Source organism: Acinetobacter sp. SH20PTE14 (genome assembly GCF_021391555.1).
GTDB classification, from domain to species: domain Bacteria; phylum Pseudomonadota; class Gammaproteobacteria; order Pseudomonadales; family Moraxellaceae; genus Acinetobacter; species Acinetobacter amyesii.
In genome coordinates this window covers 1,419,144-1,445,098 of the sequence record NZ_CP090067.1, presented here as the reverse complement: position 1 = coordinate 1,445,098, position 25,955 = coordinate 1,419,144, and the positions used below count along the sequence as shown (strand labels likewise).

Sequence of the window (25,955 nt, the reverse complement as noted above, 5' to 3'; positions counted from 1 at the left end):
TGTTTAAATGATTCAGACTTCAATCTGACTGTGTTGACCTAATGGTGCTGGCCGTAAAATTTGTTGATTTGAAATGAATACACGTTGGCCGATGTTGTAAGCTGTCCCGCTTGTGCAAAGCACAGGTCCAGATCCTCCATCCACTTGAACACGATATTCAGGATGGTTTGAAGAAGTAATTGTTCCAATTAACTCAACATGCGTCGGGTTCAGTAGTTTGCGAAGTTCAAATAATGGATTACTCACGATGAATGCGCTCCACTTTGATAGATTCTGTGACTTTGCCATGACTAAATGAACCGCTCACCGAATCAATGACTCCCCACCACTGTCCGTGGAATGCCACGGTTTTACCCGGCAGCATTTCTCCAATTTCTTGAGAGACCGGTAAACCAGACAAGGTGTGGAATTCTTGAATATTGGCTTTAATTAACTCCATCTTGCCAAAGCTTGCACCCGACACGACATCGAACATTGGACCAGTCACAGCCTCAAGAGGAATATCACCTGCAGTATTGCGCTGTTTCACAGTCAGGCTGTCACCACTTCGACTATTCACGACATTAATGGCATTGAAGTCGGCGATGTAATCCTTGTTTTGTTCAATGGTTTGTTGAATCACGATACTCTGTGAAATCAGAATATCGTAGTCGTCCACAGTCATTGCATCCCAATAGCCCTTTTTATAACGAGGCAAGATTGAAAGCGTATTACCTGACTTTTGGCTGTAGATGAAACCACCACCAACTTCAACAACATGCTTTATTGCATCCAAAGGTGCAAGTTCTGCATAGCTCAGACTCTCAATTGGTACGATCCACCCCACATCATCAATCAACTTCCAATCCAATTCGGTACCAGATTGAGCTCGATCAATTTCTGCTTGCACGAGCTGTACAGACGTTCGCTCATTGTCTTGAATAAAGGATCGTTTTGCAGCGTAATCTACTGCATTCAACGCTGTAACACTTCGACCATCATAGGTATAAGATTTATTCGCAAACTTAATCGTTTCTGTTTCAGTCTCAAGTAACACATGATGTTCAAAGCCATTGATCATCAATTTCAGAATCACTGGTAGGTCATTGATTGGCTGTAACTTCTCTTTTTCAGTGTGTGCCACGTTAATTGAGTATGACCAGCACCAAGTGCTGCGGCTGCCGTTGTATGTGCCATTAATGACCTTAATCGACTCACCATTATCCAAGCGTTCAGCACTTAAATTATTCACGATATACCACCAATTACGATTGGGCAGTGCTGGAATACAATCATCCGCACCAAAATTTAAAATGACATTGTGTGAATCAACGTCATGACACAAGCAGACAAAATTTAAATCACCGCTACCTTCATATTTAGGTAATTCAGGCTTTGGCCAAGGTTGGATCGGATGCTTGCGATAATGTATGGATTTGGCTTTATCCCAAGGCAATTCTGACTTGGTGATAATCTCTAAGCCTTTATCCCATTCAAATGAAAAGCGCTTCTCAAATTGCTCAGCGACTTCATGTGAGTAGGTGAATTGCTTACGCCGACGAATCATTTCTTGCCATTTTGATTCGCGATTGTGACGCAGCTTAATTGACTCTTCATGTACATAGAGTTGATGAATAAAGCGCTTATCACCTTCCTCCCAGTGCATATATGCATCAGAATTTAAACCAGTTGCTTGCTCATGAATGGATCTGATCGCGCGACTCAATGATCCTGCTTGCTCGTACTGAATATTTGCTTGATTACATAAAACCAAACCCTGCTCATAAAAAAGAGCCTCATTTGAGACTCTTAGAATTGGTTTTGACCACGGTATTTCCACCACGCTTAAACTTGCGATGGCTTTTTTGAACTGTGTACTAAGATTTATTGATACACCCAAAACATGGTTAATATCGAATAGTGCCTCGACCTCAAGCATGAAGTTTGTATCAAGAACTGTATCAATCGTACATAGGTTTTCAGCGAATTCAGCAACAATTTCAAAGCTAAAACTGGTGTCTAGGACGGTATCAATCTGCCCAATGACATCAATATTGTCTTTAAAGACTGCGACAACTTCAAAGCTAAACTCGGAATCCAGCACCGTGTCTATGACTGCAGTATTTAAATCACTTTCGGCATAAATTACAGTGACTTCAAAACTAAAATCAGTCTCTAAAACCGTATCAACAACTGCAGATACATCATCCCCAAAGTTGAGATTAGTCGAGCCATCGGCCAGGTGCTCAAAATTCAGAATGATGTTATGGCTATCAGTGTTATCCGGTTTAAAGTTTAAGTTTAGATTGTGTACATCAACGGTGCCGAGCTTATTTTTAAAATCCACATGAGCACCCTTTTTAGTTACGGTCTAAGTTTGATGGACTGGATAAACAGTGTGCCGCCCACGACCAAATTGGTATTAGCCAAGCTAATGTCAGTACCCACAGTTAGATCTGCTGCCACCTCGCCCGCACCATTATAAATCCGTGCCCATGTAGCTGTGCCCGACTTAATCACCGAGCCTGTATCAGTGGGATGTAATTCAACATAAGTTGGCGTAGTTTCTTTAATGCAGGGTTCAGGAAAAACCAAAGTGACCAAAGCATTGTTAGAATCTGCCGCAACGTCTGTATTTGCAGGCTGCACACCCTCATAAAAAATAACGGTAGCACTTTGGCTACCGTTATCCATAAATTCCGAAAAGGCTTGAATCATGGCAAGCCGAGCATTGATCGATGTTTTACTCATTTTGGCACCACGTTATCTTGAATGACAGCGTTGAATTGAGAGGCTGGGTCATGAGCCACGATAAAAAAGACCATTTTTGAGATTTGGGTAAATTCATAATTTCCTTGGTCATCTGTGGCTACTTCCTTAATGAAACTACCAGACTGTTTATCGTAAAGCCTAACCTTGCAGGGTATTCTGACATTTTGCTTTGTTACCACCCCTTTTATACTCAAGGGTTTTTCAAAATTAACGCTAAAATCATAAGCATGTGGGTTTATGTTTGGTTTTATATCAAAAAGCATATTAATTCCCTAAATTAAAGAGTACCTGCCCGTCTCCGTAAGCCATGCAATTCGCGGCAATTTTATAACTCTGACTATCTTTAAAAAAAGTCAGGTCTGCGTATGGTGTAGTCTGCTGCAACCACTCAATTAAAGGCATCACCCCTCTAGGCGTGGATCCCTCATATACAGGAACCTTGAATGAAAAAACTGGAACTGCGCCACTTGGAGCAGCAATGTAATTGCTGAAACCAGACCTGACATTACTTCCAGCAGGGGATTTTGTGTTACAAAAAACTGGAATGGCATTCAGATTATGATTACGCTGTAATATTAAATGATTTGCTATATCTGAAATAGAAACAGGTGTAGCCGAAAAAGGTGCAGTGCTTGTACTTGCGCTGGTGTAGTCAAAAACAGCCGCTAGACCGAATACCTTACTATAATCAGTATCAATAGCACCAAAGAATTGAGGTAGTAAACGCTGCCCATACCGAGAATCCGTGTGGAATCGGTTGAAAATATAAAAACAGTCAGAATTACCAACCACTAGCCAAGACCTTGCACCTTCTGGCGGCGTAGCCGACTTTATTGAGCTAGTGTCTTCATTAGATGCCAAAGCATAAAACCACTTAGCCCAGCCATTATGAGCACTTGAGCCGCTACCAGTTCCAACCCAGTTCTTGTTTGGGCTAGCGCTATCAAACGGTGCCTGAACCCCAAACATAGTGTCAATATCCGTCATTTCCTCAACGATACCCACCTTTGCATATTTGGCATAAGTTGAAGTCCAGGCGGCATCCATATCATCAACAACACGCAAAAAAGGCCGTGTCGGCAACATAGTATTGGGGGAGCGATAAGCCGCTTTTCCTGTGCCCGAAAAAGGCTTTTCCCAATCCAGTGGTGGTAAAGAAGCATTGATGGTGCCTGTTGCTATTGATACACTCGAGGGTGATAACAACTCAAAAGTAACTGTATTGCTATTTGGTATAGTTAAAACACGATGTTCACCATTAAATTCAGGTTGATCTGCACCATGTATCTTAATCACTTGCCCTTGCTTTAAGTTGTGACCTGTTCCAAAAAGTAACGTGGCTGCCGTGCCGGTTGCTGTTAATGATGTTGCTTGACCAACATTAATACCATTAATTAAACATGCATCAAGCACATTAATCATACAGCCGAAATTATTTGTTAATTGCGGTGCATTGGTATTGGTATGCACATAAAACTTGATATCTGTACTTGCGACCATTTTTTAATATCCATAAAAAAGACCGCATAAAGCGGCCATATTGAATTTAAACTTTAAATAACACGGTCAATATCACCGCGCAGCATGATTTGGAAAGCATCGGAAATTACTGCAGGTTCAGACTGCTTAACAGTGCGAATCACCCAGACCGGGAAATTACAAGCGATGGTGTTAAATCGCAGAACGTTACCATTGGCCCAACCACTACCCCAACCTTCTTTTTTAATCACGAAATATGGCACCCCTGTGACCGGATTGATCGGTGCATAATCTGCATTCGTTGTTCCTGTACCGATTTGCCCAGTGTATTCGCCCACGCATTTATAGTTTGTACTGTCTGTAAACTGGATATACCAACGCTCCTGAATTGCACCTTTATTCGTGACTTGAATTGGGTAAAGCGCATCGTTGTAATTTGCACTAATCAAAGTACCTGTCGGTTCATCCAACCATTGATTAGACCAGGTTTGCTGCACGAATTTCTTGGTATAACGTGCCTGCATGTCATTAATGACTAATGCAGAACCAACGATCGTATTGTCTGCATCGTAGTTGTGGGTTAATGGCTTGGTAAAAGTGACTTGGCCATTAATCTGCACATCACGAATCTGCCCCATATCTTGATAACGATACTTGGCAACCAATGGCTCAACCAAACTTGCCAGAACAAAATCACCACCCAATGTCACGCGACCATAATCATAATCAACTGTATACAGGTCATAACCCACTTTTACGCCGTTTGCATCTTCAAGTTCACACCATGCAATACGTTGATCATTTAAATCGTATGTCGTACCAGCAATCGCACTTGGTAATTCCTGCGACTTAGTTGAGCTGACAATACCAATACCACCGACTCGGAAAATCGGTACGCGACCATCGATGGGTAGGCGCGTGGCAGACAAGCCCAGTAATTCAGAATCAATCGGCAGATAGGTATAAGCAATAGCGTTATAGCGAACGCTTGAAGCATCTACCCACACTGGCACATTGATGTAAGTCTTACTCGCTTCTTCATATTCAAGCAGTGGATCGTACCAGTCTTCAGCTTCCAACTCCGCACGATTGGCAGCAGTCACTTCAGTTTTGGTGTAGAAATAAATCTGTACAAAACCATTGTCCCAATTCACCAGGCCATGAGCACGGGATGTCTCAATCACCCCGTTTTCATCGGCAGTCAGTGTGAGCTGACCATGCTCAAGCGTGCCTACGACCACGGTTAATGAGCTGGGTCGAAGTGGAATCACGGGCGTTCTGAAGCTAATATGGCTTAGTGGTGGCAGGTCGGTTGTTGTTGCTAATGACTCCAGTGTTAAGATGTTATCTGTGTTGGGTGCCCACGAGCTAACACTTATCTCACCTGTACCATATTTAACCTCACCCGAAAGTGTGCCGCTCCCGTTATTTTGATCAATATTTCTATATAAGGTCCCAGTACGGTCAATATAAGTCTCTCCACCTAATATGAAACGAATAGAGCTTGGTAAAATCTGTTCACTAAAACCATAAGTTAGATCAAACTTTAAATTCCCGCTAGTGATTGACTTTGCACCTATTGCACCTCCATCCGCATCCCGATAACGAGCTTTAATTCCGGTTGTTTCTGAGTATGCTTTATATGTCACAGAGGATTGAACTATATTTTTAACTGATGACTGATAAATTGTCATTTTTTAACCTGCTACATAATTTGCCCAAGGATTTGTTTTTGGTGCATATGTGACTGAATTTTCGATCTTAGCCACAGTTTTTCCTGGGCTGCTCGAACTTCCTTCGATCGTCACACTTGAAAGATTGTTGTTTACTATTTTTTTCTCATAAAAGTAACTCGATAAAATCATAGGTGACATTACTACAGCACCAGTTGTGTAATTCACTGTTCCTTGTGCTTGACCAAATGCGTCAGTTAGCACTCCAGATCCATTATCAGTTACAACAAAAACTATAGTGTCACCAAGTGCTGAAGTTAGTGGCACTTCAAGCATGATTGAGTTTGGTTGAAGTGCCGCACCAGTACCTATCGTAAAAGCTAACTGCTGGTTTGCATTAGGAATCGCAGCTGGTACATCCTGAATTTTTGCATCCCCAAATTGATAAGAAAAATTAAAAACCGTACCCTTTTGCGGTAGTTTTTTGGGTATTAATGTGCCTCGTCCCAGCGCAAAATTAACAAATCCCTCAGCATCACCAACAAATTGACCAGCATTGTTCGATGTTGCTGTTTTTTCTACACCCTCAAGCATCCATGTGACTGATACAGCACCTGCTAAAAGAGCCTCCTGCTCAAGATCAAATTCAAACTTAGCTGGTAATACTGGCAAGTTTGAGCGAATAAATGTTGAAATTGGTGTACCCCAAAGAAGTATTATTGGGCTATCCACATCGGGCAATGCGCCTGTTGTTAAAATCCAAGATCCAGTTTCATAATTAATCATGCCTGAACCAAATGAAGGGTTGGAGCCTTTAAGTTGTCCGGCACCATCGTCCTTAAGTTCGTAGAACTTTCCCTGACTCATATAAGTGATAGATAAAGCCCCTGGGGTGGGGGTTGGCATCAGCACACCCGTGTAATTCATAGCTTGGGTTTGTTTTGTCACTGGTAGTGAATATGACTGATAGTATTGATTCGGAGCTGAAGCTGGAGTAAAGCTAATAGTTAAAGTTGTGGTCCCTGTACCCGCAGAATCAGTCCATTTAATGTGACCTTTCTGGTAGTCAATTGTTCCAACCTGTGTGCCTGCGGGAGTTTTCAAAAGCCCAGCCTGATCGGCTATTGATTGTCCAAACAATGTAAATGACATGCTAGATGGCATTACAGATGAACCTATAAAAATGTTTTGATTCGAACCAATAGTTGCTGTGAAATTAGCAGTAATTCGACCATCACTACCCGGCACCAACACAACACTTTCACCTGCAGCATTGATATCAATGATCGGTGTTTCACTTTGAGCAGATGGAATGAGCTGCGTAAACATTGAATCAGCATTAACCGTGTATTCACCAACATGAGCATCAGATGCTAGTTGTGTCGATGAATAATACAAACCAGTATCAGCAACAAGCGTATCGCGAAGAACCGTTTTGGACGGTGTATTACCGGCGTACCACTGACGAGCCGATAAGCCTACAAAGTCACGCTCCAAAGGGTCATTGATTTGATAAGTCGCAACTTTGTATTCCACTTCTTTTTGATCAACTACCATCACTGCTGTGCGGTTCTCAACCTTAGTAATTCGCACGTACTGTTCAAATTGAAGCGCTTTTCCTTCATCTGAAATCAATACGATCGTATCACCGACACTGGATTCAGTTTCTTGGGGAAACATTACCACTTGCAGTGATGACATACCTTGCCAGTGCGTATCCAGTGGTGTTCCAGCAATTTGGCCACCTTTAGCCAGATAGTTTTCGACACGGTTTTGTGCGGCCTGGCGTTCGTCGGTCCATGACTCTGTGCTAAATAGTAGTGCTGATACGTTTGGATCCTCGGGAAGCTTAGATACAAATACCGTGGCACCCATAAGTAAGTCAGTGTCATTCGTGGTCACAGCTGGAAAGATCTTTCGCATCGATACATCACCGACGGTACGATCTAGTTCAGATATGTCATTGAACAAGTTATTACTTAAACCGTCTGCCACAATCTGACCGTTATATTTCCCACCACCGTCGCTATTATCGGTGTCACGCTCAGCGTGATAGATCACTAAATCTTTAGTTTCAATTGGCATTACTCACTCCAAAATCTGAGCGTTAAGTTCATAGGATCATCAAGTGATACAGGTGGAATACCTTTCACAGGTGTGGCTTCTAAAGCACCATCAGCATGATTAAAAACCACATTAAAAGTACGTGTGTCATGTGCCCATTCAAATTGAATCTGAAACTGCTCATTGAGCACTGACCAGGCCTGCAACGTGCGGACGACACCTAATGATGCCCACCCCATTCCACTGTCAGCAGGCTCTAAAGTGATTGGCCGACCTGAAAGCTTGGTGCCCTCTTGAATAATGGGTGTGCCATCCATGGCATATTCCAAAGACTGTTCTTTGGCTTTCCAGCTAAATTCATCAGACCAAAAAAAACCGTCTTCAATTGAGACGGTTTCTGATGTTGAGATGCGTTTTATTTTCATGTTGATTTACTCAATGTACCCAACTGCTTAAGCATCGCTTCAAGGCTTGATTGACTCTCAGCCGATCCTGTTAGTTGCACTGTTTCATTACCTAGTTTGAGTTCATATGAAATACTCTTTGATGAAGCCCCTAAGCCACTCGCCTTGGTAGACACATTATTCGGCGCATACTGCTGCATACGCTCTAATTCTCGATTCACTTGCTCTACGTTGCTTAAGCCACCAAAGAATCCAAAGCCTGAGGACTTATAGCCATTCAAACCTTTGGTCCCTTCATAGATATCTTTTGCATGCTGTTTAGCAGCCGCATCTGAATATCCCATGGCCTTAAGTTCAGCTTCGATATCCTCGGCATTTTTAGCCATCTTACCTTTGGTACCTTTTCGAGTCTCATGCATACCGCTTGAAGCAGCACTAACGGCTTCTTCCCACGCGCTTTTAACTGAATCCGCTTCGTCTCGACCAGTTTGGCCAAGGTTGCGAAATCCATCTTCAGCGCCAGACGTGGCATTCTTTACCTTGTGCATTGTCTGTTCAAGGTTAGACATTGATACAACCGAGGCTTTACCTGTTTCGTCAACCTGAATCTTCAAACCCAGTGAAGCTGCTTTAGAATTTGCAGCAGCAATTGCTTGTGCATCTCCAGATGCATAAGCTAAACGAATAGTTTCTTCATAGGCTTTCTGGAGATCTTCTTGTGTCGCTTGCCCACTCTTGCGGACAAGCTCAAAGTCAGCCAAAGCCAATTGTGCTGCAAGCTTAAGCTGCTCTTTGGTTTTAATACCAAGTCGCTCAAAAGCTTTTCCAGTTTCATCCAAATCATCGGATAGTTCGGAGTTTGCCCGTTTTATTGCAATGATGCCTAACTCGACCTGCTTGGTTGAAAACACCCCTTGCGCTTCAAACTCGCGCATTTTGGCATTAGCTGCATCAATTTCAGCCTGACTTTTGGCTGTTTCTAGCCATTTTAACCAGGCCTGGTATGTTACATCGCCAGCTTGCTTACCAGTAATTCCTGCTTCACTCAGTCGATTTCTAAACTCCTCTAACTCATTTCCGGAACTCGAAAATGATTTAGAAACTTTGTTCAATGAAACATCAAGATCAACACCAAATAGTTTTGCCGCGGCTGAAGCTCTTGAGTACGCAGATTCAGCAACTTGACCAGAACCAGTTAAAGCATTATTGAGTTCAGCAATACGGATATCGCGGTTATTCTTAAGCTCAATTTCCTTAGCGTTAATAGTATCTATTGATGCTTGTGCTGAAGCTAATGCGTTTAAGTCACCGGTCTTTTTTGCCTCCTCGATCTGCTTATCCAACAAAACTCGCTCAACAGCAGCTTGTTTTTGGTAGGCAAGCAATTCTTCGTCAGCTTTTTTGACATTGTCTTTGGCTAGCTTTAAGGCCTCTTCCTTTACTCTGGCATTTTCTGCTGCCTGCGCTGCGCTTTCACCTGCCTGAACTGAAACTTTACCCGCTTCATCAATGGTGACGATGTAGCCTTTGGTTAATAGATCGGCTTGCATCACGCCATCCATTACGCCGCCATTGGCTTTAATGGCAGCTTCTGCAGTTGCTTGAGCTGATGCTAATAAATCGCTATCCAGTTTTGCTTTGGCTGTGGCATGTTCTTTTTCACGAGCTTCCAGTTCATTGGATTTCTGAAGGATTGAATCAATGGTGGACTGGTTGCCGTCCTTGCGAGCCTGATTGAGCTGTGCATCGATACTTTGACGCTCCGTGGCAAGCTCTTTGGACTTCTGGGTTAATTCCTCGTTTTGTTTGGTTAATTCAGCGAAAGTTGCCTTGTTATTTTCAACTGTTTCCTTGTTTTTCTCATCTTGAGTCTTTTTTATCTCCTCAACGGCTTCTTTTCTTTTAGACTCAAAACCCATCGCGAGCTTATCGGCTTTTTCATAATACTGATCAGAGAGCTTAGTTAGATCTTGGAAATCTTTAAAAGCTCTTTCTTTAGCCTCTCCAAATGAAATTTTTGAAGTCCAATAAGCGAATGCCCCTGCTGCTGAATAAGCCGCTCCCGCTATAAGATTGATTAAAATTGCTATCCCTGAAAAACCATCACTAACCGTACCTAGTGTTACATCAAGTGCCTGTAGTGCCTTGGTAAAACCATTAGTTTTGTCATCCGCCCCATCAATTCCGCTATTAAAATCAAATATAGAAGAAAGAACAGTTTCTAATACTTGTGAAGTGGCCTCAAATGCTGATCCTAATGCACTCCCCATCGACTTAACTGCCTCATAAGCAGAAGTCAGAGCTGTTTTTAAGGCTTCAATTGTGGCTGGATCAATCTTCTTGAGTTGATCCCCCACCCAAATAAAGCCTTCACCAATATCTTCAAGTATGGTCTCCACTACACCCATATTGTCAGCAAGAGTTACCAGCCATTGCGCTACCGTTGCCGATGCTCCTGTTGATTGATCCATAGTGCCGATCAAGATTTGCCATTGTGTAGAAATACGCTGTAATGCATTCCCAATGGTTGTCGGAAATTTAGCGTAATCTGCCTCAATAGCCGCTGACTGATCTTGCAGTGCTTTAATTACTTTTTCTGCTGACAGCTCACCATTTTCAGCCATCTTGCGCAGCTCACCAGTGGTAACACCTAGAGACTTAGCTAATGCTGTTGAAATGCCTGGGGCTTGCTCCATGATCGAGTTGAACTCATCACCACGAAGTACGCCAGATTGTAGAGCCTGAGTTAATTGCACAATTGCGGCTTCACTCGCTTGCGCTGATCCACCACCTGTTTGGATGGCCATGTTAATGGTCTTGACCAGATCTAAGCTTTGCTGCTGAGTCATCCCCATTTGCTTGCCAACATCATTCACTTTCGTGAATAGGCCTGCTGTGGCGTCAAGGCTTGTATTTGTCATCAATGCAACTTGATGAACACCTGCCATGGCCTGAGTGAAATTCCCGCCTTCACTTGTCGCAATGTTGATACGTGCTGAAAGATTAGTATAAGCATCTGCTGTTTCGGCTAGTTCGCGAATTCCCAGGCCAACACCAATGGCAGCCATAGCACCAACAAGAGCTGTATACCCAGTCTTAAGACCAGCAATACCTTTCTGGGCGGTTTGAGCAGCACTATCAGTTTCTTTTAAATTATTATTTGCTCTGCCAACTTCAGCATGAAAATCGTTAAATGCCTGGTCTGCTTGCTGAACTTCCTTTTCAAGTTGATCGACTTGTCGTTGTGCAACTTCAATATCAGCTGGTGATGCATTTGTTTTGGAGAATGCCTCTAAATTTCGCTTAGCTTCAGCTAAGTCGCTTTTTAATTGGCCTAAAGATTTTTCAGCCTGGTTCCCAAAATCAGTAAAATTATTCGCTGTGGATTTAGCATTATCCCCCGCATCCTGAATGATTCCAGTTGCAGCTGTTAGAGATTGCGTTAATTTATCAGCTAATTCAGTCGTGCCCTTTGGAATGATATTCCCAACTTGGCTTGACGCTGCTTCTGAAGCTTGTTTAATTTTCTCTGATTCAGACTTAATTGAATCAAACAGTTTTTTCGTTACATCTTCCGATTGCTTTGCAGCGGACACCAGGCCCTTGCTATCACCATCCAAAATTAATTTAAAAGTAAGATTTTTGCCTGACATGAACTTTTTCCTTTAATCTTAGGCATAAAAAAACCACTCCGAAGAGTGGTTTTTAAATGTCTGATCTTATTTAACTAATCGACCCATAGCATTTTGCACTATTAGTGGCAATTGCTCCTTTGAGACTAGGTCAGTGCGATTTACCAATTCTGGAATGCTATTGGCATCCACCATTACTGCATCCCTTGGAATCAAATCTAGAGAAAATCCGCCTTGATAATTTAGCTTGATCATCATCTGCTTACCTTGAAGTATTCTTGACATCAAAGCTTGTGCAACTTGGTCAGGATTAAAAGATGGGTGTTCAGGCATTTTGCCGCCTAAACGCTTTACTTCCTTTTCAAGCTGACTGTGATACTCAATCAAGCGATATTGCAATACACCGTGACAATCCTGCACTGCATTAATATCTACTGGTGAATGTTGCTGAACTTTATCAAATGTCAAAATCAAGCCGTGAACGTATTCAACTGCATCATCGAGATTATCAAGTGGTATCTCTTCAATATGCTCAACATTAAATCGTTGCAAAACCATGTTGTATGCATCTGAAAAATTGATCTTCACACGTGATACTAAGTTCGATACAGCATGGCGTAGATTTTCGCGTTCTTTCGGGGTTGTTTTACGTGGATTAACCGCCTTCCCTTTTGTCCAATAATCCCATAGCACATCGTCGCATTCGCTTTGGTACTTTATAACCGTGTCTCTAAGTTCGGGTTTTACCTTGTTAGGGCTGATTGTCATCAGCCAACCGAAAAGTTTTTTAAGAGGTAAACACAACATTTGATACTGCTTGCCATCTTTACCAGTTGTCATGATTTCCATGATAACTGAACCAAAGCGCTGTTTTAGCTTATCAAACTGTGCCTGCCATGCTAAACCCATACCTTCCACAATTGGACGCATAGCTGTGTATGGCTGATTGTTGTAATCAACAACAATTAATTCAGAATTATGGAAAGGTACTGCGATTTGAGTTAAACTATTCATTGTTGATATTCCTGTAGTTTGTCAACATTCAAAGCCCCTTCATCCGCCAAGATTGCTAGGGGTTTTTTATTGCCTATAAGTTTCATGCTTTCGCACTCTCTTTGTTTAATAAAAGTTCAACAGCCTTATTCATTAAATAATTCATTGAACGCTGATCTTTTTTTGCCAACTCTTTCAACGGCTCATGCAATTCATTTATTAAGCGGAATCGCACGTCAGTTGAGTCTTTTCTTTTGTCTTTCATGATGCCTCACACATATGCCACACTTTGTGGCTTTTAATAACTATAGCCACACTTTGTGGTAATGTAAATACCTATCGCGAAATATTTACCACAATTTGTGGCATTGAGGTTTTTTTAATGAGTAATCAAACTGATCACACCATAGTTAGATTGCGTGTGCCGCCTGAGCTAAAACAAAAAATTGAAGAGTCGGCTGAGAAAAACAATCGATCCCAAAGTGCCGAGATGGTTGCTCGCCTAGAGCAAAGTTTTGAACTCTCTGAAAGACAAGCAGTTATTGAGCAGAACCATTTAAATAACATCATGACAGCATCAGCAAATGTTGAAGTTTTAGAAAATTTGATGCTAGAGATGAAAAAAAATAAGGCCATTCAAGAAGAATTACTTAAAACACAGCAACACCTATCTCAATTGCTATCCAAAAAACTAAAGGACATCCAAGAAAAGTAAATCAGCACTGACTAACCACCCTCAAATTGAGTGCCGTTACCCTTGACCCTCAATTTGAGGGTCAATGCTCAAATATGAGAAGTGCTTCCAGACACTCAAATTGAGTGTCTCGATATGATGCCGAAATTCCAGCATCATGATATGCAAATTTGCAGATCACTCCTCAAATATGAGGTTTAAAAAAAGCACCCTAGGGTGCTTTTCCTTATTCACACTCTATTTTCCATAAAGCATCAATAACCAGAGATGGGGTGTATCCGTTTGCTTCACCTTCAATCCTAACGTAATCGGTTTGAGGATCATAGATATAGCGCTTAAAGCCAACATACCCTCCGTATCTATTTTTTGCATTCACTTCACCACAATTTCCTTTTTGGTTTCTAAATTGGATTGATGCAGCATCAAATGCTTCGGCTTTGATTTTATCCTCAATTTTCTTTAACCCTGCTTGTATTTTGGCTTGTCGGGCTTGTTCAAACTCTTTCGCTTGTTTCTGACTATTCAGCTCATCCTGCTCAGCCTTCAGCGCCCTAGCTTTTTCAGTTTGAATACGTTGCGCTTCAAGACTCTTTTTTGCTTTTTCCTCATCAACTCTATTTTGCTCAAGTCTTTGCTGATGCGCAACCTCAGCTTGCTTTAGTCGTTCGGCATCTGCCTTATTACTTTGTGACATAAAATAAAAAAGTGCCATAACAACAATTACGGCTGCAATTAATCCGTATTTCATTCTTCCACCATGCTTCCACAATGCTTGCATTTAATAGCTGCAATTTTTATTTCTTCGGCACAGAACGGACATGACTTTATACCTGTTCTATCAGTTGGAGCTTCTTGTGAAACCTTTTTACCTAAGTTGTGCTCAAACATATCTGTCGCAACTAATTTTGTCTTACTTATTTTAGGTGGTTGTCTTTCTTGTGGTATCAATTCAGCCGCAACTAGCTCTACAGATTTCTCACTATTTTTAGCAAAAGCTGCATAAACAAGCATAAGGCTACCAATAAATAAAAATACCCAACCATACTGTATTTGAACAGTGCTCATCATTGCTTGGGCCATATCACCAAAAGGATTATCTTTTAACTTATCAGCAACATCACTTTTTAGATTGTTTAATTTAAATAAGATGTAAATAAAACCAAAAACAATCATTGCTAACGATACACCACCGGTGATTCGCAAAGGTTTTAAATTGTTTATAAACGAAAGTATTAAACTGATTATTGCCAATCCGAGCAATATATAACCATCTACTCTTCCGCTACTAAATACGGAAATTGATCCCATTATAGGCATACTTACAACTGGTAAAAAAATCCCAAGTAATAATACAACCCCACCAATCATGCCAATTAATTGTTGTTTAGAGAACTCCATCCTCAACGCTCCCAATTAATCTTGTAAACATTGCCACCAATAACAGTAATGGTGTAGGTCTGGCCATCTACTTTATAAATGTAGATTGTGCCCTTATGTGGCCATCCGTTGCGGTCGTGCACAACTTGACGATCTACAGATTCAGGTTGTCCAAGTACATCTTTAAGTCTAGCTTCTGAGTTACCAAGCTCAACAAAACCATTGCTACCACGCAGTGCTCTCATATCTACTGCAAATGCTTGTGCAGACACACATAGAGCCAATATTAAAGCTAGCTTTCTCACCCCAACACCCTCAATATTTTATTATTGAGCACATATTAAGTGAAAACCGTAACTTACATCAATGTTTACTTAGCTCATCTTGGAACGTTGTAAATCCTTTTTTATCAGCATGATGAGCTGCACGAATGACATTTGAGTCAAACTTGCCTCGGTTTCGTTGATACTTTTCAGCCGCTTTTAAGTAGCCAATAAAAGCCCCATAGGTCATTTGCAGAATATCTTCATGACGATGGCCATAAGCTATCAAGTACTGGAATGAATCAAACCAAGTTTGTTCAACACCACCTTTCTTCTTACGAATTTTAGGGCCTGGCTTAACGTCTTCATTGAAATATGCACCATTTACTTCGATCACATATTTAAGAAGATGGCTAAACTCCAACGGATCTGATTCAGCGAGATCTAATAGCATCTCTATTTCAGTGTTTGTACACATTGAGCAAAGTTGAAATACATGCGCGCCATAATCTTTAACCAGGCCTGCGCCGATTAAATCTGAATAATCACTTTGCTTTAGTCTGTCACGAATAACTGATGCAATCGGTGACCAGATATCAAAGTTTTGCATCTGCAGCTGCTTCACTTCCACATCATTGCCAAGCACTTTAATTGTGATCGAGCGATTATTCGCTAAAAAGAAATCATTCATGATTGAATCTCAAAATTCAGGCACAAAAAAAGACGCTTATGCGCCGTGGAGTTCTTTGTGCCTGAATAGGTTTAGGTTTTTGGAATTGTCACCACATGGCCATATAGACCGAGTGTTGCATCCGTTCCTTTGGTCACATCAGATAAGGCTTGACCTGAAATTTCATATTGGCCAAGGTCTTTATGAATTAATGGGAATGTAGTTTCTGGTGATTTTTTAGTACGCCATAAACGAATAGCCATATTGTCACCAGTTGCTGTGTTAATCCCTTTAAAGAACAGTTCATATTCTTTATTGAAATCACTCGCAATGGTCGTATGACTTACTGCACCCGTGGTGTAGGTTGCCGTTACTGGTTCTGCAATCGTTTCTTTAAAGATCACAGTGCCGAATACAGCATCTAAGTCATATTTGCTTTCATCCACTGCTGTAGAACCAGCTTTAAACGAAACTGTTGTAAGGCTATAGCCGTTGAGCTTAATTTCTTCACCGACTTTCACGGTACCCAGTGCTTGATCCGTCACTGTATCGCTAGCAACTTCTGACTTCATACCAGAAAGGATGTACTGAAGGTTGGCATCATCCACTTCTTCGAGTTGTCCTGAAAAGTTCACACCAGTGGTCTTGGTTAGCACAAAGTCTGTTGTACGCTGACCGGATGTGCTTTCTGTGTGCTCAACCTGATCAGTTGTGATTTCAAGTTCAAATTCAGGCACGTTACCGATATGACGCATAGCACCTGCAACACCATTTGCAATCTCAGATAAATAGAATTTACCTTGGAGTGAAATATAATTTTTAGCCATCGGTTTTCACCTCTTTAGCGGGTTTATTTGGAGCAGATGGCTTCACTTCTTCAATGATTTTATCTGCGAGTAATTTGCTGATTTGATTCTCTGTCAGTCCACCAACAATATCGCCGGCAGAAAAACGCCCGACGGGTTGCCGGGCTTTATATTGTTTTGCCATGAATGGCTCCTAAATAAATTTTTGTGATTCAAAGATAATAGTGATGTATGCAAACCCGGGGCTATAGCCATCACGAACCGAAATCAGATCTAATTCATTGCGAGAAGATTGCGGCTTCCAACCTGAAAGAAGCTGAATTACTTTTTCAGTTAATAGCCCTGCTTCATCACTAACTGCTCGACCATCATTCTTCTGTGACTGAGCATTGCGACACGCCACTGTCACAGCCCACTGTTGACCTATCTGATTAATACGCCCTTTACCCGCGCTGGCTTTCTTATCTATACGTACAAAGTTGATATGCGCCGATGGAGTGACCTGAGACATCTCTGTGACCACTACTGAATTTAGCGGGGTATAAATCTGCTTAAATTCTGAAATTTCTTTCAGTTTTTCTGCAATTTCATCACGTACCGCGAAGAAGGTGCTCATCAATAAAAGCTCCAACAATGTTTAGTATTGATTGCTCATCCTCTGCGTTAATACCTAGAAAAGTTCTTGAAGGGATGTTTGCTTCTTTCACTTTCCGATATTGACCACCAACGGCAAAAGTTATGTACTGGCCATTTTTGGGAGTGATATGAGCTCCGAAGTGAAAGACATGTGCATACGTTTTATTTGATCCCCACTCAACTCCGTTTGGATGCAAATTAAAATGCAGCTCATTCATCAAATCGCCATTGTCACGACCAGTCTGACCACCTTGCATGCCCTCTCGTCCCTGCAAGCTTGCACGCCAAGACATCTTCCATGGATTACCATCTACATTGTGTTGGTTAAAAAAACGCTCTTGAGTTGAAGCAACACCGTACCCACCAATTTCTACATATAAATCATCTTTATAGGTATCAAAATTAGTGAGTTCATTAAGAATGGCCTCTATTGGTGAGCTATCAGCCTTAATGGAGATTGCAAACGCCATAATTGCCTCACTTGATGCTAGGCATCATATTTAAGACATCGTCACCAAATACCCCACCACGATAAGTACTACCGATAGGTAAAGTACTTGGCTTCTTTGTAGGCTCATCATCAATAATCTCGTCCGATTCCTCAGACTGAATCTGTAAATGTGCCTTGTTTTCAGCCACGCGCTTTAAGAATGAGATTGCATCCTCATAGCGCTTTCGGACTTCTTCAGTTGGTTGCTGGAAATACAAGCGGTAGCGAGCAATATCACATGCCATGCGTTTTAAGTTGCTTGGCACATTTGGCAACGGCAAAGAATAACGGCCACCTATGTGACCGTTAATTTCCTCTGTCGCGTCCTGAATGGCATCATCTACAGCAGTGACGTTTGGTAGCATCATTAAAAGCTGCTCTAACTCACCACCAAATCGCGCTACCAAGTCAGATTTAGTCGCATACATAGGTCACCTACTTAGCTTCTGAAGCAGCCTTCTTCGCTTCGGCAGTTGTTTTTTTCAGGGCAGCTTCAGATGCAGCTAATGCTTTTTCAAGCTCTGCAACCTTCGCTTTAAGCTCACCATTCTCCTGATTTGATTTGACCTTTTCATCAGTCATCAGCTTATTTGCTGCAATAAGATCAGTATTGGCTTTTTCAAGCTCAGCTAAGCGTGCGGCTGCACCATCAGCCTTGGGTTCTGCTGGAGCTTTTTCTTCTTCAATCGCCCCAGATGCTAAAAGGGCCTGAAGTTGTTTAGCTTCAAGCCCTGTGATTTCTTGGCCTGGCATAAAATGCCCGATGGATTGTTTTGCTATGTACTTTGGCATTTCATGCTCCTTATAGGGTGATAAATCCAGTACCACCGACTACACCATTTTTGTTAGACGGTACAACTAATGGAGCTGATTCAGTCATCAGCATGATGCCGCTTGGATCTTCGCAGTACCACTGACGGTCAAAATACTGCTGAGCAACACCGTTGGCCAACATATTTTTAATCTTACAGTGAGCGACTGAGCCATTCGTATCAGATATTAATGAGAAGTAATCTTTAGGAATAAAGCGCTTCACCTGACCTTTGTTTCGGTAGGTCGCGTCATAAACCCAGAACTCGATCCCGTCAAAAGTACCTTTAAAAGTCGCAGACTCTTTGGCACCAAAACTTGGATTAACTGGAACAGAAATACCTGCATATGGCGTAATGAATTCTTTCTTGAACTCTTCATTGTTCCATAGAGCAGCCCACACCAAACCAGACATTACAGCTAGTTTCGCCTCACCACCATCGGCAGCCAATTGACGTTCAAGCATTGTGCGAATATCTGTTACTGGTTTAGCACCAGCATCATTCCACTTCGTTAGCGGTGTGAATGTCAAAGATGCATCACGGCGATAATCCACTAAGTTGTATTCATAGTCATCTGAATGAAGCGCGTATTTACCATTTTTTAGGAGATCAATCGCCATCATCAAGACGGAGTTATCAATCGCGTCATGATTACGCTTCATCACTGCGATCTGAGCGATGATCATTTTTTCTTGGTCAGATAATTGCTGATTACCAGTAGAAATGATGCCTGCTGTACGTAAACGCTCCAGTAATGCAATTTCAAACGTATCTGCTGGAGTAACCTGGTTCTTTGGTTTGTAGTAAGCCGGCTTTACATGGCGCACTTCACCAGATTGAGTAGTATCAAATGGCTTACCAGGCTGCTGTGGAGATACCAATGGTGCAAGATCATGTTCAGCTGACAATTCAGCCAGTGGCACATCATCACGAGTGAATAAGGGGCGATTTGGAAAAAGCTTATCTAAAAGCCAAGTATCCATTGGGCGGTAATTCGAGTGAATTAACGCAAGTTCACCAACATCAAGAAGTTCGAGCGGAGCACCCTCAATATTAAAAGACTGTGGCATGTTTATTACACCTTAGAAAGTTCGATTTTGTTTTTAGTTGCTTGAGCACGTGCTGCATCATATTTCTCAGCAGCAAGCAAAGCGCCATTAAGTGATACAGCCTCAACGTTAAAAACGCCGCCGTAATACACTGGTATTTCGATACCATCAGCGGCCTTGATTGTGGCTTCTGCAGCTGACACATCCTGACCACAGATCACATCCCATGTTTTTTCATCTACAGCGTGAGCCAGTACATTGGTATCTGACAGCGTCAATAGATCACCGTATTTAAATGCTGTAGCGGTTGGTACTTTTGCATTGGAACGGCGTAACTTTTCATTGTCCAAGACCAATCGTTTTGAGGTGATTGAAACAGCTGGTACATAGTGAGTTACCATGAATTATTTCCCCTTTTGCTGTGCAAATGCTTGTGCACCTGAAGTAAATTTGTGAGTGTCATTTTGGTTAGTCTGCTGACCACCCTGACCACCATTCGCTTGATGAGTGAATAAATGTGCGAATGCTGGATTCACACCAGGTGTTGGCTGTGTTTGTTGCTGTTGACCAGCTGGTTGTTGATTACCTGCAGAGAATTGCTTTAACTGCTGTGCCATAAATGCGAATGCAGCATCATCCATATCTGTATAGGATTTCTTTTCTTCAGCACTGAATTGTTTATTCATTGCTGTTTCAAGCGACTTGATGTCTTCTTCGCGCTTGTCTGCTTTAAACTTTTTAAGTTCGGCTTGTGCAGCATCGCGTTCTTGCTCTGCCTTTTCACGAGCAGCTTTTTCTTTTTCAAGTTCGGTCACGTCGGTGTCCTCTTTGGTTGGGTTAGGGTTAGCTTTGCCTGAGAAGGCTTTAATTGAGGTATTGCGATCGGCACCAGTCGAGCAGATCGTGAACTCACGAATGCGGTTTTGACGGAAGATTGTGATAGGACCTTCAAATACTTGACCATTCACAGTCACTGTCTTGCCTTGTGAGACTTCTTCAATAGATCCAGGATCAATCATCATTGACATCTGGAATGGAAAGCCATCATCAGAGTCCTGAACGATTTCCTGCGCCTTAGCATTCGTAAGAAAATCGCCTGAAACATCAATCTTTCCGTTTGTATCTACTGTTTGAACAACACCAATTCGACTTGAGCTAAAGTGTTCTTCAAGTAAGGCTGCTGGCTTATCAATCTCAATCCCATCAAGATCAAAGACCACACCAGAACGGCCCCAATACCAATGACCATCTACACGGCCACCTGCATAAGCAGTGCCTTTAAATTTTCGTTTTTGCCCCTCTTCAACCTTCAGGACTTCAATAGCTGCAGCATTGAATAGATACTTCAATCGCTCTTCATTTGGATCTGGCATTTTCATGCTCCATAAAAAAACCGCCCTTTCGGACGGTCTCTAGTTAATTTCAATTTAATTTACCAATGCCTTCAGTGTATAAACCATCACCCCTTCAACCATCTCCATCGAAACAACTTCAAATGAGACTCCCAAAGGTAGCAAGACCCCTTCACCAACATTCAGCTTTTCAAGATCAATCCCCAGGCCATTAGCATTCTCAATCTGAATCATGATGTTTGACTGACCTGCCAAAAGCATTGGTGCATCCAAAGTCACCACCTTGCCTACTTCAAGTGAAGCTGCGTAAGCCAGTGTGGTTGTGCCGGTAACAACTTCAGCAGTGTTTTTAGCAACAGCATGAATCGCTGCTATATCCTGAACCAACCATTGCTTAAGCACTTGGTCAGCTTTCGATACAGCTTTGCTATTCAAATAGTTTGTAATGGCCTGGTCATTGCCTTGCACATAGTCCAAGAAAGTACGAATAGCACTAGGTCGAATCGATGGATCAAGTGGAATCACAGTATTGGCCACCGTATCGAATAGGTCCCGAGTCTTATCATCCATAGGAGCAAATAGGCTCGTAAGCTTTTTCGATGCAGTCCATTCAGCTTTGATAACCTCCTTCTGCTCGAGGAGATATTCCTTATCTAGTACCGACACATTGATCTTTTTATCAACTAACTCTTCTAGATCACCAAACTGCAAAGGATGCGATGACCAGTCCAATGCCTCAGCAACTTCCGGCAACTTATCATCCGGTGTAATGCCGTATTTGAGTGCCTGAGCCTCTGTGAGTGCGATAACAGTACAGCGACAACGAAAGCCTAGTGGCGGGTAATGCGTTAGCCAAAATGGATGATCAATCGGCAGTACAATTCGATTCAATGCCAAATGTGCAGGACGTACACGACTATCATCGATAGCCGAGTACATCAAGTAAGGACGTTTGGCTTTATTTCGATTCTGCTGCTGCCATCGCCCATGACCATAAGCACTTTGGATATTGGTACGAAATACGGTATCTAAATAATGCTTAGGTAGAATGATTTCAGACTCAGCAATGAGCTTCTGAAAATCGTTAAACGTTCCGCCATCGGCCAATGTTGTATTCAGTGACCTAATCACTGTCTCAATTTGCTCAAGACTCGATAGAAAGCTCACTGTTGTCGCCATCTGCCGAGTCTTTAAGTCCATTGAGTAAAACTCATCAGGTAGCACAATCTTTTTGTCATGCGCGTACTGAAGCGCCTCAAGGAACGTAACTGGTTGCATCTATTTCCCCTTAGCAGCAGTCGCATACCCCAATACATCTGCAGCATATAAAGCCTGATCTAAATTGGCCTTAAACTGAGATTCAGATACAGACGGAATCAACTGCATTAAATTGAATGCCAGGCCATCGGGACTATCCGACTCAGCAACAAGCTGCTTAATCTGCTCATTACTTAAAAGCTGCAGATCCTTTTGGCCATCGGTTAATTCCTCAACTTCTTGCTGTTCAGCTGAAAGTTTATTGGCCTGGGCTTTAAAGCTAAATGCACGTTTGGGTATAGCTGAGAATTGGTTTAAGTTAGTAGATACCTGCTCAATCACATCACCATCTTCCAGACCATACTCACGTTTGAAGTATTGTGGGGTTAGTACTGCACCAGCATTTTTTAACTTCACGTCACGGTCTGCTTTAGGCTCTTCCAGTGACTTCTCTTCACCAATGATAACCCGGTGACGCTCCCAGCCATTGATATCACATAGCGCATTAATAATGGCTTGTATCGTAGGCATAATCATTCGTACGTCGGCTTTATACTTCGCATTCTGTACTTCTAGATGAACATCCCCTAAAGCCCTTGAGCCTGCTCCATCAGTTCCACTTGTCAATGTCTGACCTAAGATGACTTTCTGTATACGACGTTCAAGATTCTTATCAAACACTTCAAATGTTTGAGAAGCATTGCCATTGGTATTGGCAGTTTGGATTTCAACTGAATCCGTACCACTTAGAGCAATAACCGAGCTAGCATGAGCTTTGAGTAGTGCGTCACGCATATCTGTAGTCTTGCCAGCAGTTTTACCAACCAGCATTGGCAAACCAAATTTTTCTACAAACTTTGCCCAGAATTTGAAGCCCGATGTTTTAAAGAACCACACCCAGTACAGTCGACTTAATAAAGCCTCGCCTAATGGATTTTCATAAGTAGATTTGCAACGTGTCAGAAAGTGCTTAAACCGTTGGTCCACTTCCTGATCCTGCCGAGTTGCGTTGTAATTGGCGAGCAATAATAAACGCCCATCATTTTTCGGCTCATACCATTGCATAGGTTTTTCACCAATCCACTTAAACCCAATAAACGGTGTAATTGTATCGCCATCAATATGCAAGCTCGGCTCCTCAGGCTTCGTATAGATGGCTTCTAATACCGAATACCCGTACCAGCGAGCATTCTGTGCACCAAGTAGAATCTCTGACCACCATTCACGCAAATGCTCCATGATGATTTTAGATTCAGGTCGATCCATTGGTTCTACACGCCATGCCGCGCTCTCAAGTTTATCTTGGCGTTTTTCAATTGCCTGATAAATCTCATCGTCATACATCATGACTTTTAGGCGTGGACGAGTAACACCAGCTTTTCGTAGCACCTCATCACCGTCAGGCATTTTGGTTAGATAGCTGATTAAAGCCTGTTCAGCCTCATGAGAATAAAGTGCACCAGACTCCGGCTTTTTATTCTCAGGATTTTTTCTTTTCTTAGCCATAAATAAAACCTATGCAGCCGGAGGGCTGTAATTAATTGCGATTACTGCGTCTTCAATTGCATCAATCAATGTGTCGACTTGGTCATCATGGTCATGAGTAAATGCTGCATTAAATGCCTCACACTCCTCAAAAAATTCCCCAACCCAGTGTGCATCCTTAGGTACCATTACAAAGCGATCTTCCGGCTTATCTTTATAGTTCGCTTCAAGATGGACCTGTACATCCATGAAACGGGATAGCTTGTCTGTATGACGCTGGACTGGTATGACAGCCACACCCGAGTAAGTGCCTAGAGTTTGGATTAGTTGCGTACCCGATGCCTTGTCTTCTACTTTCATATAGCGAATAGGCTTGGTTTCCCATGTATATTCCTTATGCTTGTCGAGGAAAGCTTTCGCCTGACGGTTAAGTTCTGGTGCTTCCCATTTACCACGCAAAAGATCCAGTAGGTACAGCTTTCCATCAACACCCAGGCCAACAAGTAAAAATACTGAGTAATCGTTGTGCTCTTTGGTTTTTTGAGCTGTATCTACAAGGACTGCACGCCACTGAAGCGTAGGGATTTCTTTATAGAACCCAAACCACTCTGACTTAATTAAATCCCCGCCCAATTTCTTAGGTTGTTGCATGTATTGGCTGCTGAAGGTGTAACGTGAGACGGTTGCACCTTCCTTATCCTTACCACCCTTCTCTAACTGAAGTAGCGATTGTAAGGATTCCTTTTTAGGCCAATAGCTTTGACGACCCTGCTCATCACACTCAACATCTCGCGGTACAAGCTTTTGGATATGTTCTGGCAAGGTTGCAATGTATTCATCATCTATCAGTGCTGGGATAGATATCTGAGTCCATTCACCAGGTAGGTTTCCAGTCATTACAAAGTTAGTCGGATCTTCAGTGTGGAGTCGCTGCATAATCATGATGATCGGCGTATCAGACTTCGCTTTACGTGAGTTCACCGTGTTCAATAATTTACGGTTCGCCGCATCCCGCTTAATCTTACTAAAAGCATCTTCAGGCTTTAATGGGTCATCGATGGTGATACAACCAGTAAAACCGTCATCAGCCAATGTGCCAGCACGACGACCTGTAACTTGACCACCCATTGAAGCTACGTACACATGACCAACATCATAGTCCTCAACTGTGATCTTCCATTCTTTCTTGGAGTCTGTGCTATTCGATACATTCAAATCCCACATGCTACGAAAGTCTTTTGACTTAACAATATCCCTAGCCACATCAGAAACACCTTCAACTAAGGATTGGGAGAAAGATAAGTAAAGGAATCGTGAACGTGCATTTAATGCCAGGCCGCGTGGAATCAAATTAGTCATGAGTTCTGTTTTACCTGCACCAGGTGGAACATTAATCACAACGTTGGCTATTTCACCAGCAATGACTTGATCGATAATCCATGAAATATAGACATGGTGCCAATTTACGGTGAATTTAAAGCCCATGCGTGGCTTAAAGAAACGCCGTGTGAAATATAAATGTTCATCCTCACACAGCTTCTTTTCAACCTGTGTTTGCAGATCCATTTTAATATTCCTCTTTAGCCTTCCTTATTGCATCTTCAACCTGCTCAGGAGTGGCCTGGGTAACCGTGGTTTGGGTTACTTCGCTTGTTACCTCGGTTTTATTTGTAAACTGACCACCTGCATCCTTTGCAGCCTGTTCTAGAATTTTGAGTGACATCACTGTATTTTTAGCATTCTTCTCGAGATGCTTTTGATACTGGCGCATGCGGTAAAACTTCTGAGCAATTGGTATATCAATTAAGCCTTTGTCAAATTCAGCTCGGGTTTCATGAAATAAATCAACAAACTTCTTTGATAGGTTCTTGCCGGATATCTTTGTTGGGTCGTATAAAGCGATTTGTGAGCGCTCAATTTTCAGTCCATATTCTTGCTTAACAAGATCCGCGACTTCTTGAGGGGTATCACGGCACGCAAGAGCTTGAACTATAAATATTTTTACAGGCTCTTTTAGGGCTGCCATAACCACCTCTTTGTATAGCTACGTATAGCAAGATAGGCAAAA

At 42.1% G+C, this 25,955-nt stretch carries 29 protein-coding genes; 1 reads left to right on the top strand and 28 read right to left on the bottom strand.

All coding sequences use genetic code 11. The features are described from left to right. Positions 1–12: 12 nt before the first annotated feature. The 11 genes from LXF01_RS07225 to LXF01_RS07175 all read right to left on the bottom strand — a co-directional run bounded on the left by LXF01_RS07225 (position 13) and on the right by LXF01_RS07175 (position 13,261). A complete protein-coding gene (locus LXF01_RS07225) occupies positions 13–246 on the bottom strand; it encodes a hypothetical protein (RefSeq protein ID WP_233945293.1) in 234 nt (77 codons plus the stop codon). After that, entirely contained in the window at positions 239–2,326 is a 2,088-nt protein-coding gene (locus LXF01_RS07220) for a hypothetical protein (RefSeq protein ID WP_233945292.1), read from the bottom strand. Before LXF01_RS07220 ends, LXF01_RS07225 begins: the two co-directional genes overlap by 8 nt. A gap of 17 nt (positions 2,327–2,343) precedes the next feature. Continuing rightward, positions 2,344–2,730, bottom strand: a complete 387-nt coding sequence (locus LXF01_RS07215) for a hypothetical protein (protein ID WP_233945291.1) — start codon at positions 2,728–2,730, stop codon at positions 2,344–2,346. Next, entirely contained in the window at positions 2,727–3,014 is a 288-nt protein-coding gene (locus tag LXF01_RS07210) for a carboxypeptidase regulatory-like domain-containing protein (RefSeq protein ID WP_233945290.1), read from the bottom strand. The genes LXF01_RS07215 and LXF01_RS07210 overlap by 4 nt, the downstream gene beginning before the upstream one ends. A 1-nt stretch (position 3,015) precedes the next feature. Next, positions 3,016–4,251: a hypothetical protein gene (locus tag LXF01_RS07205; protein ID WP_233945289.1), complete on the bottom strand. Its 1,236-nt coding sequence runs from the start codon at positions 4,249–4,251 to the stop codon at positions 3,016–3,018. Between the two features lie 53 nt (positions 4,252–4,304). After that, the gene (locus LXF01_RS07200) at positions 4,305–5,924 is read right to left on the bottom strand and encodes a hypothetical protein (RefSeq protein WP_233945288.1); all 1,620 of its coding nucleotides are present in this window, start codon (positions 5,922–5,924) and stop codon (positions 4,305–4,307) included. A gap of 3 nt (positions 5,925–5,927) precedes the next feature. Then, on the bottom strand, positions 5,928–7,988 hold the full coding sequence (locus LXF01_RS07195) for a hypothetical protein (RefSeq protein ID WP_233945287.1): 2,061 nt from the start codon (positions 7,986–7,988) through the stop codon (positions 5,928–5,930). Then, positions 7,988–8,392: a hypothetical protein gene (locus tag LXF01_RS07190; protein ID WP_233945286.1), complete on the bottom strand. Its 405-nt coding sequence runs from the start codon at positions 8,390–8,392 to the stop codon at positions 7,988–7,990. The genes LXF01_RS07195 and LXF01_RS07190 overlap by 1 nt, the downstream gene beginning before the upstream one ends. Then, a complete protein-coding gene (locus LXF01_RS07185; RefSeq protein ID WP_233945285.1) occupies positions 8,389–12,024 on the bottom strand; it encodes a tape measure protein in 3,636 nt (1,211 codons plus the stop codon). Before LXF01_RS07185 ends, LXF01_RS07190 begins: the two co-directional genes overlap by 4 nt. A 66-nt stretch (positions 12,025–12,090) precedes the next feature. Further along, entirely contained in the window at positions 12,091–13,017 is a 927-nt protein-coding gene (locus tag LXF01_RS07180; protein ID WP_233945284.1) for a phage antirepressor N-terminal domain-containing protein, read from the bottom strand. Positions 13,018–13,099: 82 nt separating this feature from the next. Next, a complete protein-coding gene (locus LXF01_RS07175; protein WP_233945283.1) occupies positions 13,100–13,261 on the bottom strand; it encodes a toxin-antitoxin system HicB family antitoxin in 162 nt (53 codons plus the stop codon). A 117-nt stretch (positions 13,262–13,378) separates the two neighbouring features. On the opposite strand from LXF01_RS07175, the gene LXF01_RS07170 reads away from it, so the two are divergent. Further along, complete coding sequence (locus LXF01_RS07170) at positions 13,379–13,711, top strand: Arc family DNA-binding protein (RefSeq protein ID WP_233945282.1); 333 nt, start codon at positions 13,379–13,381, stop codon at positions 13,709–13,711. Between the two features lie 205 nt (positions 13,712–13,916). Here LXF01_RS07170 and LXF01_RS07165 read toward each other — a convergent pair whose 3' ends face one another. The 17 genes from LXF01_RS07165 to LXF01_RS07085 all read right to left on the bottom strand — a co-directional run bounded on the left by LXF01_RS07165 (position 13,917) and on the right by LXF01_RS07085 (position 25,913). After that, positions 13,917–14,438 (bottom strand): hypothetical protein, encoded by a 522-nt coding sequence (locus LXF01_RS07165; protein ID WP_233945281.1) that lies wholly within the window; start codon positions 14,436–14,438, stop codon positions 13,917–13,919. Next, the gene (locus LXF01_RS07160; protein WP_233945280.1) at positions 14,435–15,088 is read right to left on the bottom strand and encodes a sulfite exporter TauE/SafE family protein; all 654 of its coding nucleotides are present in this window, start codon (positions 15,086–15,088) and stop codon (positions 14,435–14,437) included. Before LXF01_RS07160 ends, LXF01_RS07165 begins: the two co-directional genes overlap by 4 nt. A gap of 2 nt (positions 15,089–15,090) precedes the next feature. After that, complete coding sequence (locus LXF01_RS07155; RefSeq protein WP_180108216.1) at positions 15,091–15,372, bottom strand: hypothetical protein; 282 nt, start codon at positions 15,370–15,372, stop codon at positions 15,091–15,093. A gap of 58 nt (positions 15,373–15,430) precedes the next feature. After that, a complete protein-coding gene (locus LXF01_RS07150; RefSeq protein WP_233945279.1) occupies positions 15,431–16,021 on the bottom strand; it encodes a hypothetical protein in 591 nt (196 codons plus the stop codon). Between the two features lie 71 nt (positions 16,022–16,092). After that, the gene (locus LXF01_RS07145) at positions 16,093–16,827 is read right to left on the bottom strand and encodes a hypothetical protein (protein ID WP_233945278.1); all 735 of its coding nucleotides are present in this window, start codon (positions 16,825–16,827) and stop codon (positions 16,093–16,095) included. Beyond that, a complete protein-coding gene (locus LXF01_RS07140; RefSeq protein ID WP_168377671.1) occupies positions 16,820–16,990 on the bottom strand; it encodes a hypothetical protein in 171 nt (56 codons plus the stop codon). The genes LXF01_RS07145 and LXF01_RS07140 overlap by 8 nt, the downstream gene beginning before the upstream one ends. A gap of 9 nt (positions 16,991–16,999) precedes the next feature. Next, positions 17,000–17,422, bottom strand: a complete 423-nt coding sequence (locus LXF01_RS07135) for a phage tail terminator protein (protein ID WP_180073692.1) — start codon at positions 17,420–17,422, stop codon at positions 17,000–17,002. Beyond that, positions 17,397–17,912 carry a phage virion morphogenesis protein gene (locus tag LXF01_RS07130; RefSeq protein WP_233945277.1) on the bottom strand — a complete coding sequence of 172 codons (516 nt, stop codon included), beginning with the start codon at positions 17,910–17,912 and terminating at the stop codon, positions 17,397–17,399. The genes LXF01_RS07135 and LXF01_RS07130 overlap by 26 nt, the downstream gene beginning before the upstream one ends. A gap of 7 nt (positions 17,913–17,919) precedes the next feature. After that, positions 17,920–18,360, bottom strand: coding sequence for a gp436 family protein (locus LXF01_RS07125; RefSeq protein WP_180182811.1), 441 nt, complete (start codon positions 18,358–18,360; stop codon positions 17,920–17,922). Positions 18,361–18,367: 7 nt separating this feature from the next. Then, on the bottom strand, positions 18,368–18,724 hold the full coding sequence (locus tag LXF01_RS07120) for a hypothetical protein (protein ID WP_233945436.1): 357 nt from the start codon (positions 18,722–18,724) through the stop codon (positions 18,368–18,370). A 10-nt stretch (positions 18,725–18,734) separates the two neighbouring features. Then, the gene (locus LXF01_RS07115) at positions 18,735–19,814 is read right to left on the bottom strand and encodes a major capsid protein (protein WP_233945276.1); all 1,080 of its coding nucleotides are present in this window, start codon (positions 19,812–19,814) and stop codon (positions 18,735–18,737) included. 5 nt (positions 19,815–19,819) lie between these two features. Beyond that, on the bottom strand, positions 19,820–20,194 hold the full coding sequence (locus LXF01_RS07110) for a hypothetical protein (RefSeq protein ID WP_233945275.1): 375 nt from the start codon (positions 20,192–20,194) through the stop codon (positions 19,820–19,822). A gap of 3 nt (positions 20,195–20,197) precedes the next feature. Further along, positions 20,198–21,166 carry a YkyA family protein gene (locus LXF01_RS07105; protein ID WP_233945274.1) on the bottom strand — a complete coding sequence of 323 codons (969 nt, stop codon included), beginning with the start codon at positions 21,164–21,166 and terminating at the stop codon, positions 20,198–20,200. Between the two features lie 54 nt (positions 21,167–21,220). Further along, the gene (locus tag LXF01_RS07100) at positions 21,221–22,423 is read right to left on the bottom strand and encodes a phage head morphogenesis protein (RefSeq protein ID WP_233945273.1); all 1,203 of its coding nucleotides are present in this window, start codon (positions 22,421–22,423) and stop codon (positions 21,221–21,223) included. Beyond that, entirely contained in the window at positions 22,424–23,908 is a 1,485-nt protein-coding gene (locus tag LXF01_RS07095; protein WP_233945272.1) for a phage portal protein family protein, read from the bottom strand. 9 nt (positions 23,909–23,917) lie between these two features. Continuing rightward, complete coding sequence (gene terL / locus LXF01_RS07090) at positions 23,918–25,453, bottom strand: phage terminase large subunit (protein WP_233945271.1); 1,536 nt, start codon at positions 25,451–25,453, stop codon at positions 23,918–23,920. A 1-nt stretch (position 25,454) separates the two neighbouring features. After that, complete coding sequence (locus LXF01_RS07085) at positions 25,455–25,913, bottom strand: DUF2280 domain-containing protein (RefSeq protein WP_233945270.1); 459 nt, start codon at positions 25,911–25,913, stop codon at positions 25,455–25,457. Positions 25,914–25,955 lie beyond the last annotated feature (42 nt).

Bases quoted from the DNA above. Each gene is read 5' to 3' on its own strand.
- LXF01_RS07215 (WP_233945291.1), bottom strand. From the start codon at position 2,730: ATGAGTAAAACATCGATCAATGCTCGGCTTGCCATGATTCAAGCCTTT.
- LXF01_RS07210 (WP_233945290.1), bottom strand. From the start codon at position 3,014: ATGCTTTTTGATATAAAACCAAACATAAACCCACATGCTTATGATTTT.
- LXF01_RS07205 (WP_233945289.1), bottom strand. From the start codon at position 4,251: ATGGTCGCAAGTACAGATATCAAGTTTTATGTGCATACCAATACCAAT.
- LXF01_RS07200 (WP_233945288.1), bottom strand. From the start codon at position 5,924: ATGACAATTTATCAGTCATCAGTTAAAAATATAGTTCAATCCTCTGTG.
- LXF01_RS07195 (WP_233945287.1), bottom strand. From the start codon at position 7,988: ATGCCAATTGAAACTAAAGATTTAGTGATCTATCACGCTGAGCGTGAC.
- LXF01_RS07190 (WP_233945286.1), bottom strand. From the start codon at position 8,392: ATGAAAATAAAACGCATCTCAACATCAGAAACCGTCTCAATTGAAGAC.
- LXF01_RS07185 (WP_233945285.1), bottom strand. From the start codon at position 12,024: ATGTCAGGCAAAAATCTTACTTTTAAATTAATTTTGGATGGTGATAGC.
- LXF01_RS07180 (WP_233945284.1), bottom strand. From the start codon at position 13,017: ATGAATAGTTTAACTCAAATCGCAGTACCTTTCCATAATTCTGAATTA.
- LXF01_RS07175 (WP_233945283.1), bottom strand. From the start codon at position 13,261: ATGAAAGACAAAAGAAAAGACTCAACTGACGTGCGATTCCGCTTAATA.
- LXF01_RS07170 (WP_233945282.1), top strand. From the start codon at position 13,379: ATGAGTAATCAAACTGATCACACCATAGTTAGATTGCGTGTGCCGCCT.
- LXF01_RS07165 (WP_233945281.1), bottom strand. From the start codon at position 14,438: ATGAAATACGGATTAATTGCAGCCGTAATTGTTGTTATGGCACTTTTT.
- LXF01_RS07160 (WP_233945280.1), bottom strand. From the start codon at position 15,088: ATGGAGTTCTCTAAACAACAATTAATTGGCATGATTGGTGGGGTTGTA.
- LXF01_RS07150 (WP_233945279.1), bottom strand. From the start codon at position 16,021: ATGAATGATTTCTTTTTAGCGAATAATCGCTCGATCACAATTAAAGTG.
- LXF01_RS07145 (WP_233945278.1), bottom strand. From the start codon at position 16,827: ATGGCTAAAAATTATATTTCACTCCAAGGTAAATTCTATTTATCTGAG.
- LXF01_RS07140 (WP_168377671.1), bottom strand. From the start codon at position 16,990: ATGGCAAAACAATATAAAGCCCGGCAACCCGTCGGGCGTTTTTCTGCC.
- LXF01_RS07135 (WP_180073692.1), bottom strand. From the start codon at position 17,422: ATGAGCACCTTCTTCGCGGTACGTGATGAAATTGCAGAAAAACTGAAA.
- LXF01_RS07130 (WP_233945277.1), bottom strand. From the start codon at position 17,912: ATGGCGTTTGCAATCTCCATTAAGGCTGATAGCTCACCAATAGAGGCC.
- LXF01_RS07125 (WP_180182811.1), bottom strand. From the start codon at position 18,360: ATGTATGCGACTAAATCTGACTTGGTAGCGCGATTTGGTGGTGAGTTA.
- LXF01_RS07120 (WP_233945436.1), bottom strand. From the start codon at position 18,724: ATGCCAAAGTACATAGCAAAACAATCCATCGGGCATTTTATGCCAGGC.
- LXF01_RS07115 (WP_233945276.1), bottom strand. From the start codon at position 19,814: ATGCCACAGTCTTTTAATATTGAGGGTGCTCCGCTCGAACTTCTTGAT.
- LXF01_RS07110 (WP_233945275.1), bottom strand. From the start codon at position 20,194: ATGGTAACTCACTATGTACCAGCTGTTTCAATCACCTCAAAACGATTG.
- LXF01_RS07105 (WP_233945274.1), bottom strand. From the start codon at position 21,166: ATGCCAGATCCAAATGAAGAGCGATTGAAGTATCTATTCAATGCTGCA.
- LXF01_RS07100 (WP_233945273.1), bottom strand. From the start codon at position 22,423: ATGCAACCAGTTACGTTCCTTGAGGCGCTTCAGTACGCGCATGACAAA.
- LXF01_RS07095 (WP_233945272.1), bottom strand. From the start codon at position 23,908: ATGGCTAAGAAAAGAAAAAATCCTGAGAATAAAAAGCCGGAGTCTGGT.
- terL (WP_233945271.1), bottom strand. From the start codon at position 25,453: ATGGATCTGCAAACACAGGTTGAAAAGAAGCTGTGTGAGGATGAACAT.
- LXF01_RS07085 (WP_233945270.1), bottom strand. From the start codon at position 25,913: ATGGCAGCCCTAAAAGAGCCTGTAAAAATATTTATAGTTCAAGCTCTT.